8 protein-coding genes are annotated in these 14,409 nt (G+C 58.6%); 4 read left to right on the forward strand and 4 right to left on the reverse strand.

Annotated elements, in window-relative coordinates; all coding sequences use genetic code 11:
- Positions 1-26: 26 nt before the first annotated feature.
- Both pepB and sseB read left to right on the forward strand, forming a co-directional pair.
- Complete coding sequence (gene pepB / locus IM267_RS12555; RefSeq protein ID WP_063867996.1) at positions 27-1,313, forward strand: aminopeptidase PepB; 1,287 nt, start codon at positions 27-29, stop codon at positions 1,311-1,313.
- Between the two features lie 97 nt (positions 1,314-1,410).
- A complete protein-coding gene (gene sseB, locus IM267_RS12560; protein WP_107533522.1) occupies positions 1,411-2,187 on the forward strand; it encodes an enhanced serine sensitivity protein SseB in 777 nt (258 codons plus the stop codon).
- Between the two features lie 17 nt (positions 2,188-2,204).
- Here sseB and IM267_RS12565 read toward each other — a convergent pair whose 3' ends face one another.
- From IM267_RS12565 to IM267_RS12580, 4 genes are all read right to left on the reverse strand, one after another.
- Positions 2,205-2,975 (reverse strand): MurR/RpiR family transcriptional regulator, encoded by a 771-nt coding sequence (locus IM267_RS12565; protein WP_193033504.1) that lies wholly within the window; start codon positions 2,973-2,975, stop codon positions 2,205-2,207.
- On the reverse strand, positions 2,975-3,820 hold the full coding sequence (gene sseA / locus IM267_RS12570; protein WP_063868000.1) for a 3-mercaptopyruvate sulfurtransferase: 846 nt from the start codon (positions 3,818-3,820) through the stop codon (positions 2,975-2,977). The genes IM267_RS12565 and sseA overlap by 1 nt, the downstream gene beginning before the upstream one ends.
- Positions 3,821-3,909: 89 nt before the next feature.
- Positions 3,910-5,277 (reverse strand): 6-phospho-alpha-glucosidase, encoded by a 1,368-nt coding sequence (locus IM267_RS12575; RefSeq protein WP_107533520.1) that lies wholly within the window; start codon positions 5,275-5,277, stop codon positions 3,910-3,912.
- Between the two features lie 12 nt (positions 5,278-5,289).
- On the reverse strand, positions 5,290-6,834 hold the full coding sequence (locus IM267_RS12580) for a PTS transporter subunit EIIC (RefSeq protein ID WP_107533519.1): 1,545 nt from the start codon (positions 6,832-6,834) through the stop codon (positions 5,290-5,292).
- Positions 6,835-7,122: 288 nt separating this feature from the next.
- Here IM267_RS12580 and IM267_RS12585 point away from each other — a divergent pair, with 288 nt between their 5' ends.
- Positions 7,123-12,078 (forward strand): alpha-2-macroglobulin, encoded by a 4,956-nt coding sequence (locus IM267_RS12585; RefSeq protein WP_193033505.1) that lies wholly within the window; start codon positions 7,123-7,125, stop codon positions 12,076-12,078.
- A 1-nt stretch (position 12,079) separates the two neighbouring features.
- Positions 12,080-14,407: a peptidoglycan glycosyltransferase PbpC gene (gene pbpC, locus IM267_RS12590; protein ID WP_193033506.1), complete on the forward strand. Its 2,328-nt coding sequence runs from the start codon at positions 12,080-12,082 to the stop codon at positions 14,405-14,407.
- Positions 14,408-14,409: the final 2 nt, after the last annotated feature.

Raw genomic sequence — 14,409 nt, forward strand, 5'->3', positions numbered from 1 at the left:
GCTAGTTGCTAATAAGGATAAATAAAATGACCGAAGCGATGAAGATTACGCTCGCCACACAGCCTGCTGACGCGCGCTGGGGCGAAAAAGCCACGTACAGCATCAACAACGACGGTATCACCCTGCACCTGACGGGCAACGATGATTTGGGTCTGATCCAGCGCGCCGCGCGTAAAATTGACGGCCTGGGCATTAAGCATGTGTCGCTGGAAGGTGAAGGCTGGGATACTGACCGCAGCTGGGCGTTCTGGGCGGGATACAAAGGCCCGAAAGGCACCCGTAAAATTGAGTGGGCGAACCTCGACGAAGCTGGTCAGAAAGAGCTGGAAAGCCGCCTGAAAATTATCGACTGGGTGCGCGACACCATTAACGCCCCGGCGGAAGAGCTTGGCCCTGAGCAGCTGGCGCAGCGCGCCGTTGACCTGCTGTCCGGCGTGGCGGGGGATAACATGTCCTACCGCATCACCAAGGGCGAAGATCTGCGCGAGCAGAACTACATGGGCATTCATACCGTGGGCCGCGGCTCCGAACGTCCTCCGGTCCTGCTGGCGCTGGATTACAACCCAACCGGCAATAAAGAAGCGCCGGTCTTTGCCTGCCTGGTCGGGAAAGGCATTACCTTCGACACCGGCGGCTATAGCCTGAAGCAGAGCGCATTCATGGACTCCATGAAGTCCGACATGGGCGGTGCGGCAACCATCACCGGCGCGCTGGCGTTCGCCATCACACGTGGTCTGAACAAGCGCGTCAAGCTGTACCTGTGCTGCGCGGATAACATGGTGAGCGGTAACGCCTTCAAGCTGGGCGACATCATTCGCTACCGCAACGGTAAAAATGTCGAAGTGATGAACACCGACGCCGAAGGCCGTCTGGTGCTGGCCGATGGCCTGATCGACGCCTCCGCCCAGAAGCCAGAGCTCATTATCGACATGGCAACCCTGACCGGCGCGGCGAAAACGGCCCTGGGTAACGACTACCACGCGCTGTTCAGCTTCGACGACAAGCTGGCCGCTCGCCTGCTGGCAAGCGCCGCGGCGGAAAACGAGCCGTTCTGGCGCCTGCCGCTGGCCGAGTTCCACCGCAGCCAGCTGCCGTCTAACTTTGCCGAGCTGAACAACACCGCGAGCGCGGCATATCCGGCGGGAGCAAGCACCGCAGCGGGCTTCCTGTCGCACTTCGTTGAGAACTATCATGAAGGCTGGCTGCACATCGACTGCTCTGCAACCTACCGTAAAGCGGCGGTTGAACAGTGGTCTGCGGGTGCGACCGGTCTGGGCGTGCGTACCGTGGCGAACCTGCTGACGGCTGAGTGATCTTTTTTGCCCGGCGGCGCTGCGCTTGCACGGGCCTACGGTTTTGTAGGCCGGGTAAGCGAAGCGCCACCCGGCGTTTTTTTGAAGTAGCGAAACTATGTCAGATACTAAAAACGAATTAGAGACCCTGCTGGAGCAGGCGGCGACCGAGCCCGCTCACCGTCCGGCCTTTTTCCGCACGCTGCTGGAATCTACCGTCTGGGTGCCGGGAACGGCGGCAGAAGGGGAGCAGGTAGTGGAAGACAGCGCGCTGGATCTGCTGCACTGGGAGAAAGATGACGGCACCTCGGTGATCCCGTTCTTTACCTCACTGGAAGCCTTGCAGGAAGCGGTAGAAGACGAACAGGCGTTCGTGGTGATGCCGGTGCGCACGCTGTTCGAAATGACGCTGGGGCAGACGCTTTTCCTCAACGCCAAACTGCCAACAGGGAAAGAGTTCACCCCGCGCGAAATCAGCCACCTGATTGGTGAGGAGGGCAACCCGCTTAGCACCCAGGAGGTGCTGGAAGGGGGAGAAACGCTGCTGCTCTCTGAAGTGGCCGAGCCGCCCGCGCAGATGATTGACTCCCTGACCACGCTGTTTAGTACCATCAAGCCGGTGAAACGCGCTTTCCTCTGCTCCATCAAAGAGGGGGCTGATGAACAGCCCGTGCTGCTGATTGGTATTGAAGCGGACGGCGATATTGAAGACATCATTCAGGCGGCGGGAAGCGTAGCGACCGACACGCTGCCGGGCGATGAGCCGATCGATATCTGTCAGGTGAAGAAGGGCGAGAAAGGGATCAGCCACTTTATTACCGAGCACATCACCCCGTTCTACGAGCGTCGCTGGGGCGGCTTCCTGCGCGATCTTAAAACCAACCGCATTATTTAATTACGGCGGGGTGAGCCTCACCCCGTTGCCTCCAGCAGCAGTAAATCCATCAGCAGCACCAGATTCGACTCAAACGACGTCACGCCTGCGGCTTCGGCAGCGAAGTGCACCGCCTCGTCATACAGCGCGAAATGCAGATCCGCCATGCCCGCCAGCGTATTGGCGGAGGCCCGGGTAAAGGCGACGACCGTCATGCCGACGTTTTTGGCTATCCGCGCTTTATCCAGTACCTGCTCCGTTTCGCCGCTGCGGGAGACGGCAATAAACACCTGATAACGCGCGGCGTTACTGAGAAAAATATTCCGGCTGTCTCCCGGCCCGGAGATGAACGCCGTTTTACCCAGCACCTGCAACTTCTTGGTCAGGTACTCGGCAAAAAGATACGAAAACCCGGCGCCGTAAAGAAAGAAGCTCTCTTTCTGGCGCAGCAGGCCGGCAAACTGCTGGCGTTTGGCCTGGGTGACCCACTGAAAGGTGTGCTGATAGTTGGCAATGAACTGAGCAAAAAGCGTAGGCAATTCCGCATGCTGCTCAGGCTGCACGGTGATGTGCGGCGTGTCTGAAAGCAGCTGCTTGCAGTGCCAGATAAACTCGCTAAAGCCGCTGAATCCGAGCTTCTGACACAGGCGCATAATCGTCGCGGTGGAGACAAATGTCGCCAGCGCCAGCTCGCGCACCGTGATGTTGCCCACCAGCAGCGGATGCTCTGTGAGGTGGGCGAGGACGCGATACTCCGCGCGGGTCAGTGAGGACCCGCGCGTTAACAGCGTTGCCAGGCGGTTATCCATTAATTCGCCGGTTCAACCGGCAGATCGTCCCGCGCGCCCCATTCGCTCCAGGCGCCGTCATACAGCGTCACGTCATTCGCGCCAAGGGTTGCCAGCGCCAGAATCACCACGCAGGCCGTCACGCCGGAGCCGCAGCTGGCAATAATCGGACGATGCAGATCCACGCCCTGACGTTCAAAAACGGCACGCAATTCATCGGTGGTTTTCAGCTCGCCTTCAAACACCAGATCACCCCAGGGCACGTTCAGCGCACCCGGAATATGGCCTCGCCTCAGCCCCGGACGTGGTTCATCCGCTTCAGCGTTAAAGCGTGGTGCTGGGCGCGCATCGACGATTTGCGCCGTCTTTTCGTGGCTGACGACCAGCACGTCGGTCAGACGCTTCACCACGTGTGCGTCAAAGGACGCGTCGAAATCGCCTTCCGGCAGCGTGACGTCACCCTGCTGGAGCGGCAGCTCATCGCGTTTCCAGCCCGCAAGCCCACCCGCCAGAATCGACACTTTTTCCACGCCGAAGTTTTTCAGCATCCACCACGCGCGCGGCGCGGAGAACAGATTGCCTTCATCGTAAACAACAAGATGTTTGTCTTTGCTGATGCCCAGCTCGCGCATCGCCACGGAAAACGCTTCCGGACGCGGCAGCATGTGTGGCAGGGGAGAGGTGTGATCGGAAAGCGCTTCGATATCAAAAAATACCGCGCCTGGCAGATGCCCTGCGCGGTACTCACCGGGAACGTCACGATGCTCTTGCCCCGGAGGGGCCATGCGCGCATCAATAATCTGAACTTCCGGATCGTCGCCGTGCTCAATCAGCCAGTCGGCAGCGACAAAATATGAGGTGGACATGGTTGCCTCCATTCTTTTCCGTAAAAAAGGATTGTCGGTGTTTTTTCTGACACCGACAAGCTAACCACGTTCAACTCGCGAGCAAGCCCCTATTTTTTCACCGCTTCGCCGTCCTGCCAGGCCTTTTGCAGTGCAGGCCAGTAGTCGCGGTTGGCTTCGATCATCTCATCCAGGATCGCTTTCGCGTGTTCCATGGTCGGCACGGTGCGGTTGAGGGTGAATGCCTGCAACGCTTTCTCATAGCTGCCTTCGATGGTCGCCTCAACCAGCAGTTGTTCAGAGGCCAGCTGCTGCTGTAAAAGCGTCTGGTGGAACAGCGGCACCTGACCCACGCGGACGGGCTCTGGTCCTTCGGAGGTAATATAGGCAGGCACTTCCACCACCGCATCATAAGGCAGGTTGGTAATCGCCCCGCGGTTTTCGACCATCACAAGATGACGCTGGCGCAGGTTAAACGCCAGCGAGCAGGCGACATCGACGATAAACTCACCGTGGACACCTACGTGGAAGGCATCCGGTAAAATTCCGGTGCGCTGGTACTCTTCGGCAGCGGCGAACAGCTTTTTCTCACGTCCGTTCATCACTTCATTGGCCCTGGTATAGTCGGGGTTTTGATGCTCCACAATCTGGTTCGGCATCAGGTAGTACTGTAGATACGGGTTCGGCAGGTACTCCGGGAAGTTATCCATTATCGGCTTGATGTTGCGCCAGGTTTTCACCCACGACGGATCCGAGTGCTGCGGGTCGGTTTTTGCGGCATCTTCCGTCAGCAGGCCAAACTTCGCGATATGTTTACGCAGCTCCGGTAATTTGTCCTCGCCGTCCACCAGCACACGGGTAAACCAGCCGAAGTGGTTGAGACCAAAATAGTCCACCTCCAGCCTGCGACGATCCACGCCCAGTATGGCCCCCATATTACGCATCGCCGCGACCGGCATATCGCAGATGTTCAGCACCCGTGCGTTGGGGCGCAGGCGACGCACGCCTTCCGCAACAATCGCCGCCGGGTTGGAGTAGTTCACGATCCACGCTTTCTCATGTGCGTAGCGATCGACCAGATCGATAAGCTCCACCATCGGCAGGATCGTGCGCAGGCCATACGCCAGCCCTCCTGGGCCGCAGGTTTCCTGGCCGACCACGCCGTGGCGCAGCGGAATTTTTTCATCCTGCTCGCGCATTTTGTACTGCCCGACGCGCATCTGGGCAAAAACAAAGTGTGCGCCGCTGAAGGCCACTTCCGGGTCGCTGGTGACGGTGAATTTGATGCTCTGGCTGTGGTCGCGAATGACCTTCTCCACCACGGGCGCAATGGTCTTCTGACGCGCCTCGTCGATGTCGTACAGGCGGATCTCTGCCAGAGGGAAATCGTCCAGGCGTACCATCAGGCTTTTCACAATACCCGGCGTGTAGGTGCTGCCGCCGCCGGCAATCGACAGAATAAAGGGGGGTGTAAACATTTTTAGCTCCTTTCAGAGAAACGTCTCAACGGCTTCTCGCATTTTTTTGACATGCAGCCCGTAGACCACCTGAACGTTGTTACCTTGTTTGATAACCCCTTTCGCGCCGGTCGCTTTCAGGCGCGGTTCGTCGATGATGTCGACGTCCTTCACCGTGACGCGTAAGCGGGTGTAGCAGTTATCAACGACTTCAATATTTTCCCGACCGCCCAGACCCACCACGATAGATTCGCCCAGCCCGTCGTTATTCCCCTTCGCCTGGTACTCCTGCTTGCTGTAGAGGCGCGTCTCCCGATCCTCATCTTCACGGCCCGGCGTTTTCATGTTGAAACGCAGGATCAGGAAGCGGAACACCACGAAGTAGAGGGCAAACATGATCAGCCCCACCACGATGTACATTGGCCAGTTGGATTTCTCCGTGCCGAGCGGCAGGTTGTAGAGGATGAAATCGATAATTCCGTTGGCGCCGATGGCGTGAACGCCAAACAGCGAGAACAGCATCATGCCGATGCCGGTCAGCACCGCATGCACCACGAACAGCAGCGGGGCGACAAACAGGAAGGAGAATTCAATCGGCTCGGTTACGCCGACCAGCAGCGAGGTCAGCGCCGCCGGGATCAGAATGGCCTTCGCAATCGCCTTACGCTCTGGCTTCGCGGTCATGTACATCGCCAGCGCGGCGGCGGGCAGGCCAAACATCTTGCTGATGCCGCGCGCATCCCACACCACGGTGCTGCTGAGCTGTTTGACGTCCGGGCAGGCCATCTCGGCGAAGTAGATATTGCGCGCCCCCTGGTAAGCCGTGCCGCACACCTCCTGCGTGCCGCCCAGTTCGGTATACAGGAACGGCGTATAGACCAGATGATGCAGACCCGTCGGTACCAGAATTCGCTCAAGGAAACCGTAGATCGCCACGCCGAACGGACCAGAGCCTTTAATAGCCAGCGCCAGGGCGCTAATCCCATGCTGCGCGTATGGCCAGAGTTCGCTCATGACCACGCCGAGCAGCATAGAGACGGGCAGCATGACAATCGCCACAAAGCAGTGGCCGGAGTAAATCGCCATCGCGCCGTTAAACTGTACGCCGGAATATTTGTTGTACAGATAACCGGAGAGCGCCCCGGTCAGGATCCCGGCGAAAACACCCATCTCCAGCACCTGGACGCCCAGCACCATGCTTTGTCCGGCGGCTTTCATCTGCTCAGCGGGAGCCAGTTCACCCTGAAGCTGTAGCGTCACGTTCATCGCGTTAATGAATACGATAAAGGTCACCAGCCCAATCAGCGCCGCGTAGCCTTTGTCTCGTGTTGCCAGCCCAATGGGGATCCCGACGGCAAACACCAGCGCCAGGTTGACCAGCACCGACACGGCAGATTTGGCGATCAGTTGGCCGACATTCTGGATCAGCGGATGGCCGAGAAAGGGCAGGTACTCGGCCAGATTGCCGTTACCCAGTACATTGCCAAAGGCGATAAACAGGCCGACGATGGGTAAGATAAGTACAGGTCCATAAAGTGATTTTCCGAAATTTTGTAGGGCGTTCACGGCTCGTTTCATGGCTTTCTCTCTTATTGAACCGCGCACTCGGGGTGCGTCATGGACATAAAACTAGCAGGCTCAGCGCGAGTTTATCCAGCTATCTTCTTGTTTTAAAAACAAATGACGTGAAAGGTAACATGTTACGTTACGCCGTGTGATCGCGCTTCCAATCCCCACAGGTGAGCGCGATGCAATTCTGCGAGGCGCTTTCCAGATTATAAAATTGGACTTTTTGTATTAACGAAACTTGCGGATAATACTTATCCGGACGACGACCAACAGGCCCCCTCAGGCCAGGGACACAGGATGAAACCGTTTCGCTTAGCCGCGATCTCTCTCGCGCTGCTCACCACCTTTACGCTTGTCGGCTGTGATAACAGCGACGATAAACCTCAGGCCGCTGCGCCCGCAGCGTCTACGGCATCACAACAGAAAGCCCCGGAAAAAGCTGATCCTGAAAAGCTGGCTAAGCTGGCCGCGCAGAGTCAGGGCAAGGCGTTGACGCTGCTGGATGCTTCTGAAGTGCAACTCGACGGCGCCGCGACGCTGGTTCTGACCTTCTCTGTACCTCTGAAACCCGATCAGGATTTCGCCAAAACGGTGCACGTGGTGGATAAGAAAAGCGGGAAGGTGGACGGTGCATGGGAATTGGCGCCCAATCTTAAGGAGCTGCGCCTGCGCCACCTGGAGCCGAATCGTAATCTGGTCGTCACCGTTGAGCATGGCCTACAGGCACTGAATAACGCAACCTTCGATAAGAGCTATGAAAAGGCGCTTACGACACGGGATATTGAGCCGACGGTCGGATTCGCCAGCCGGGGATCGCTGCTGCCGGGCAAAGTGGTGGAAGGGTTGCCGGTGATGGCGCTTAACGTCAGCAACGTGGACGTCAACTTCTACCGCGTGAAGCCGGAGTCGCTGGCCTCGTTTGTCAGCCAGTGGGAGTACCGTAACTCGCTGACCAACTGGGAATCCGATAACCTGCTGAAGATGGCGGAACTGGTCTATACCGGCCGTTTCGACCTCAACCCGGCGCGCAACACGCGTGAAAAACTGCTTTTGCCGCTCAAAGAGATTAAGCCGCTCCAGCAGTCTGGCGTCTATATCGCCGTGATGAATCAGGCCGGTCACTATAACTACAGTAACGCCGCGACGCTCTTTACCTTAAGTGATATTGGGCTGTCCGCTCACCGTTATCATAACCGCCTGGACATCTTCACCCAGAGTCTTGAAAACGGTGCGGCGCAGTCAGGCGTGACCATTACCCTGCTGAACGATAAAGGGCAGACCCTTGCCGAGGCGAACAGCGACGCCGACGGCCATGCGAAACTGGAAACCGATAAAGAAGCCGCGCTGATCCTGGCCAGCAAAGACGGCCAGACCACGCTTCTTGACCTCAAGCTTCCGGCGCTGGATCTGGCGGAGTTTGATATCGCAGGCAAGCCCGGGTACAGCAAGCAGTTCTTTATGTTTGGCCCGCGCGATCTCTATCGTCCGGGTGAAACGGTGATCCTTAACGGCCTGCTGCGCGACAGCGACGGAAAACCGCTTCCCGATCAGCCGGTAAAACTTGAAGTACTGCGTCCGGACGGACAGGTAGCACGTACGGTCGTTGTGCAACCCGAGAACGGTCTCTATCGCTTCAATTATCCGTTGGATAGCGGCGCCCAGACCGGCATGTGGCATATTCGCGCAAATACGGGCGATAACCAGCAGCGCATGTGGGATTTCCACGTCGAAGATTTTATGCCTGAGCGTATGGCGCTGAATCTGACCGGGCAAAAAACACCGATTTCCCCGCAGGATAATGTGGACTTTAACGTTGTGGGCTATTACCTGTATGGCGCACCGGCTAACGGCAATGCTCTGCAAGGCCAGCTTTTCCTGCGCCCGCTACGCGACGCCGTTCCTGCACTGCCTGGCTTCCAGTTTGGTGATATTGCCGAGGAAAACCTGAGCCGCAGCCTGGATGAAGTGCAGCTTACGCTGGACGAAAAGGGACGCGGGCAGGTAACCACCGAAAGCCAGTGGAAAGATACGCACTCGCCGCTGCATCTGATTTTGCAGGCCAGCCTGCTGGAATCAGGCGGGCGTCCGGTGACACGACGCGCTGAGCAGGCTATCTGGCCTGCGGCTGAACTCCCGGGGATCCGTCCACAGTTCGCCAGCAAGGCCGTTTATGACTACCGTACCGATACCACCGTCAACCAGCCGATCGTCGATGAGAACGGCAACGCCAGTTTTGACATTGTCTATGCCGATGCCAGCGGGGCGAAAAAAGCGGCATCCGGCTTGCAGGTGCGTCTTATCCGTGAGCGTCGTGACTACTTCTGGAACTGGTCCGAGAGTGAGGGCTGGCAGTCTCAGTTCGATCAAAAAGATCTGGTTGAGGGCGAGCAGGAGCTTAACCTCAAGGCCGATGAAACCGGAAAAGTCACCTTCCCGGTGGAGTGGGGCTCATACCGTCTGGAAGTGAAAGCGCCTGATGATATGGTCAGCAGCGTACGCTTCTGGGCCGGTTACAGCTGGCAGGATAACAGCGATGGCACGGGGGCTGCACGTCCAGACCGCGTAACGCTGAAGCTGGATAAACCCGCTTATCAGCCGGGCGATACCATTAACCTGCACATTGCGGCCCCGGCAGCAGGCAAGGGCTATGCGATGATCGAATCCAGCGAAGGACCGCTGTGGTGGAAAGAGATCGACGTGCCGGCAAACGGTCTGAATCTCTCTATTCCGGTGGATAAAGCCTGGAAGCGTCACGATCTCTATCTCAGCACGCTGGTGGTTCGTCCCGGCGATAAATCCAAATCCGCCACGCCGAAGCGCGCGGTTGGATTGCTGCACCTGCCGATGGGCGACGAAAATCGTCGTCTCAACATTGCCCTTGAGAACCCGCAAAAAATGCGCCCGAACCAGACACTTTCAGTGAAGGTTAAGGCCAGCGTGAAAGAGGGGGCTGTGCCGCAGAAAGTCAATGTGCTGGTCTCGGCTGTGGATAGCGGCGTGCTGAACATCACCGACTACGTTACGCCGGATCCGTGGGAAGCTTTCTTCGGCCAGAAGCGCTATGGCGCGGATATCTATGATGTTTACGGCCAGGTTATTGAGGGCCAGGGCCGCATGGCCGCACTGCGCTTTGGGGGGGACGGCGATGAACTGAAACGCGGCGGTAAGCCACCGGTGAACCATGTCACCATTATTGCCCAGCAGGCGCAGCCGGTAACGCTTGATGCCAATGGCGAAGGCACTATCACGCTGCCGATTGGTGATTTCAACGGCGAACTGCGTCTGATGGCACAGGCCTGGACGGAAGACGATTTCGGCAGCAGCGAAAGCAAAGTCGTAGTGGCTGCGCCGATTATCACCGAGCTTAACACGCCGCGGTTCCTGGCGAGCGGCGATACCTCACGGCTGACGCTGGATCTGACGAACCTGACTGACAAGCCACAAACGCTCAATGTCGTATTAACCTCTACGGGCAAGCTGGCGATTGAAAGTAGCGCGCCGCCGCGCCCGGTTCAGCTAGAGCCCGGCGCGCGCAGCACGCTGTACATCCCGGTGCGCGCGCAGGACGGTTACGGTGAAGGGGAAGTCATCGCGCTTGTTACCGGGCTTCAGCTGCCGGGTGAAACGTTTGTCCCTCAGCACAAGAGCTGGAAGATAGGCGTGCGTCCCGCATACCCGGCGCAAACGGTGAATACCGGCGCCATGCTCAATCCCGGCGAGTCATGGACCGCGCCGGTGCAGCACAGCAGCGGCTTATCGACTGCCACTTTACAGGGGCAACTGCTGCTGAGCGGCAAACCGCCGCTGAACCTGGCGCGCTATATTCGTGAGCTACAGGCGTATCCGTACGGCTGTCTGGAACAAACCACCAGCGGCCTGTTCCCGTCGCTCTACACTAACGCCGCGCAGCTGGCGGCGTTGGGCATCAAGGGCGACACTGATGATAAACGCCGCGCCGCCATTGATATCGGGATCTCCCGCCTGCTGCAAATGCAGCGTGACGACGGTGGTTTTGCGCTGTGGGATAGAAATGGTCCGGAAGAGTACTGGCTGACCGCTTATGTGACGGATTTCCTGGTTCGTGCGGGAGAACTGGGCTACAGCGTTCCCGCTGACGCGGTCAATAAAGCCAATAACCGCCTGCTGCGCTATTTGCAGGATCCGGGCATGATGTCCATCCGCTACAGCGACGACACCCAGGCCAGCAAATTCGCCGTGCAGGCCTATGCTGCGCTGGTGCTGGCGCGCCAGCAAAAAGCGCCGCTTGGGGCATTGCGTGAAATCTGGGATCGTCAGGCCCAGGCTGCTTCCGGGCTCCCGCTGATGCAGTTGGGCGTGGCGCTGAAGCTGATGGGCGACGGGCCGCGCAGCCAGCAGGCAATGGATCAGGCGATGAAAACGCCGCGCAAAGAGAGCAAAACCTGGATTGCGGATTATGGCAGCCAGCTTCGCGATAACGCCCTGATGCTCGCCCTCCTTGAAGAAAATAAGCTGCTGCCGGAGGCGCAAAATACGCTACTGAACGGCTTGTCTGAGCAGGCATTTAGCCAGCGCTGGCTCTCCACGCAGGAAAGTAACGCCCTGTTTCTTGCCGGACGTTCGCTGCAAAACCTCAGCGGCGCCTGGCAGGCCACCACCAGCCTTTCCGATCAGACGCTGAACAGTGAAAAATCGCAGGTTCAAAACGTGAACGGTGCTCAGCTTGACGGTTTGCAGGTCACCAACATCGGCGCCGCGCCGCTGTGGGTGCGCCTCGACAGTACCGGTTATCCGGAATATGCCCCGCAGCCCTCTTCGAAGGTTCTGAGCATCCAGCGTCATATACTGTCCCTGGACGGCAGCACGAAATCGCTCTCATCGGTGAAGAGCGGGGAACTGGTTCTGGTGTGGCTGGAAGTGAAGGCCAGCCAGAACGTGCCGGATGCCCTGGTGGTGGATCTGCTCCCGGCAGGTCTGGAGCTGGAAAATCAGAATCTGGCGAGCAGCAGTGCCAGCCTGCCGGACAGCGGCAGTGAGGTGCAAAACCTGCTTAATCAGATGCAGCAGTCTGATATCCAGCACATGGAATTCCGCGACGATCGCTTTGTGGCCGCCGTGCCGGTCAACGAAGGTCAGCCGGTCACGCTGGTCTATCTGGCACGTGCCGTTACGCCGGGAACCTACCAGGTGCCTGTTCCGATGGTCGAGTCCATGTACGTTCCGCAGTGGCGAGCAACGGGGGCGGCCAGTGGCCCGCTGATCGTTGTACCGTAAAATGCGGATAACGCGCCTGATTCGCTCCCGCTGGCTGTGGCTGGCGGGAGCGCTTCTCGTTTTAGGGGGACTGATTGTCGTCGCTGACCGTGTCTGGCCGTTGCCCCTGAAAGAGGTTAACCCTGCGCGAGTGGTCGTGGATGAGCAGGGCGTCCCGCTGTGGCGTTTTGCCGACAGCGAAGGTATCTGGCGCTATCCGGTTACCATTGAAGACGTCTCACCACGCTATCTGGAAGCGCTGATCCAGTATGAAGACCGCTGGTTCTGGAACCACCCTGGCGTCAATCCGCTTTCTGTACTGCGTGCCGCCTGGCAGGATCTCACCTCCGGGAGAGTCGTGTCAGGCGGGAGCACGCTGACCATGCAGGTGGCGCGCCTGCTGGATCCGCATCCGCGCACCTTTGGCGGCAAAATTCGCCAGCTGTGGCGGGCGATGCAGCTGGAGTGGCATCTCTCCAAGCGTGACATTCTTACGCTGTATCTAAACCGTGCCCCGTTTGGCGGCACGTTGCAGGGCGTGGGCGCTGCAAGCTGGACTTACCTTGGAAAGCCGCCCTCACGGCTGAGCTATTCCGACGCGGCGCTGCTGGCGGTGCTGCCGCAGGCGCCAAGCCGTCTGCGCCCGGACCGCTGGCCGGCGCGTGCGGAAGCGGCGCGTAACAAAGTGCTCGACCGCATGTTGACTCAGGGCGTCTGGTCAGAGAAGCAGGTGCAAGAGTCCCGTGAAGAACCGGTGTGGCTGGCTCCCCGGCAGATGCCGCAGCTGGCGCCGCTCTTTTCACGCATGATGCTCAGCAAAAGTCGTGACACAAAAATAGTCACCACGCTGGATGCAGCTCTGCAAAGACAGCTTGAAGAGCTGGCAATGAACTGGAAATCGCGCCTGCCCGCCCGCAGTTCGCTGGCGATGATCGTCGTTGATCATACGTCCATGAAAGTACGTGGCTGGGTTGGTTCGGTAGATATCAATGATGACAGCCGTTTTAGCCACGTGGATATGGTCAATGCGATCCGATCCCCGGGATCGGTTCTCAAGCCATTCATCTATGGCATGGCGCTGGACGAGGGGCTCATCCATCCCGCCTCGCTGCTTCAGGATGTCCCAAGAAAAACGGGAGATTATCGTCCCGGCAACTTTGACAGTGGCTTTCACGGGCCGGTCAGCATGAGTGAAGCCCTGGTGCGTTCCCTCAACCTGCCTGCGGTGCAGGTACTGGAAGCGTACGGTCCAAAACGCTTTGCAGGCATGCTGAGCAACGCGGGATTACCGCTCATTCTCCCTGCGGGTGCGCAGCCCAATCTCTCCCTGATTCTGGGAGGCGCCGGAGCGCGCCTGGCTGATATCGCTGCCGCCTACAGCGCTTTTGCGCGTCAGGGTAAGGCGGGCCGACTGCGTTTACAGCCTGGCGATCCGCTGATCGAACGTCCGCTGCTGTCGCAGGGCGCGGCGTGGATTATTCGTCGCATACTTGCCAACGAAGCGCAGCCCCTGCCGGACAGCGCGCTGCCCCAGGTTGCGCCGCTGGCCTGGAAAACGGGCACCAGCTACGGCTACCGGGATGCCTGGGCCATCGGGCTGAATGCCCGCTATGTCATCGGGATCTGGACTGGACGTCCGGACGGTACGCCCGTTGCGGGGCAATTTGGTTTCGCCAGCGCGGTTCCGCTCCTTAATCAGGTGAATAACATGCTTCAGTCACGCTCAATGGTGGATGAAGCGCGTCTGCCGCGCGATCCGCGTCCTGCCAGCGTTGGACGGGGCGTGATTTGCTGGCCAGGCGGCCAGTTTCTGCCTGAAGGCAGCGAAAACTGTCGGCGTCGGCTGTCAACCTGGCTGCTTGAAGGCAGTGAACCACCTACGCTGCTGTTGCCGGAACAGGAAGGGATTCGCGGGATCCGTTTCCCGGTCTGGCTGGATAAGGCAGGAAAACGCGTCGCGGCGGATTGTCCGGATGCCACAGAGAAAGTGCTGGATGTCTGGCCGTTGCCGCTGGAGCCCTGGCTGCCTGCTGCCGAAAAACGGGCTGCTCGTCTCCCCGCCCGTTCCGGGGTTTGCCCCCCGCTGGATAACCATAATGCAGCACCGCTGATGTTGTCAGGCGTCAGGGAAGGGGCGGTTATTAAACGTCTTCCGGGCGAGAAAAATATGACCCTCTTCGTTTCAACCAGCGGCGGGGAGGGGCAGCGATGGTGGTTTTTGAACGGCGAGCCGCTGGACGGCCATCAAAAGAATTATTCATTACAATTATATTTGTCGGGTAAATATCAATTAATTGTATTAGATGAAACAGGACAAACGGCGACGGTGAATTTTGAATTAGATCGCTAAGT

Origin of the sequence: Enterobacter cloacae complex sp. P15RS (assembly GCF_014895905.1) — a bacterium.
GTDB lineage: Bacteria > Pseudomonadota > Gammaproteobacteria > Enterobacterales > Enterobacteriaceae > Enterobacter > Enterobacter quasihormaechei.

What these genes read in the sequence shown, in the direction of transcription:
- sseA (WP_063868000.1), bottom strand. Translation starts at nt 3,820, where the DNA reads ATGTCCACCTCATATTTTGTCGCTGCCGACTGGCTGATTGAGCACGGC.
- IM267_RS12580 (WP_107533519.1), bottom strand. Translation starts at nt 6,834, where the DNA reads ATGAAACGAGCCGTGAACGCCCTACAAAATTTCGGAAAATCACTTTAT.
- sseB (WP_107533522.1), top strand. Translation starts at nt 1,411, where the DNA reads ATGTCAGATACTAAAAACGAATTAGAGACCCTGCTGGAGCAGGCGGCG.
- IM267_RS12565 (WP_193033504.1), bottom strand. Translation starts at nt 2,975, where the DNA reads ATGGATAACCGCCTGGCAACGCTGTTAACGCGCGGGTCCTCACTGACC.
- IM267_RS12575 (WP_107533520.1), bottom strand. Translation starts at nt 5,277, where the DNA reads ATGTTTACACCCCCCTTTATTCTGTCGATTGCCGGCGGCGGCAGCACC.
- pepB (WP_063867996.1), top strand. Translation starts at nt 27, where the DNA reads ATGACCGAAGCGATGAAGATTACGCTCGCCACACAGCCTGCTGACGCG.
- IM267_RS12585 (WP_193033505.1), top strand. Translation starts at nt 7,123, where the DNA reads ATGAAACCGTTTCGCTTAGCCGCGATCTCTCTCGCGCTGCTCACCACC.
- pbpC (WP_193033506.1), top strand. Translation starts at nt 12,080, where the DNA reads ATGCGGATAACGCGCCTGATTCGCTCCCGCTGGCTGTGGCTGGCGGGA.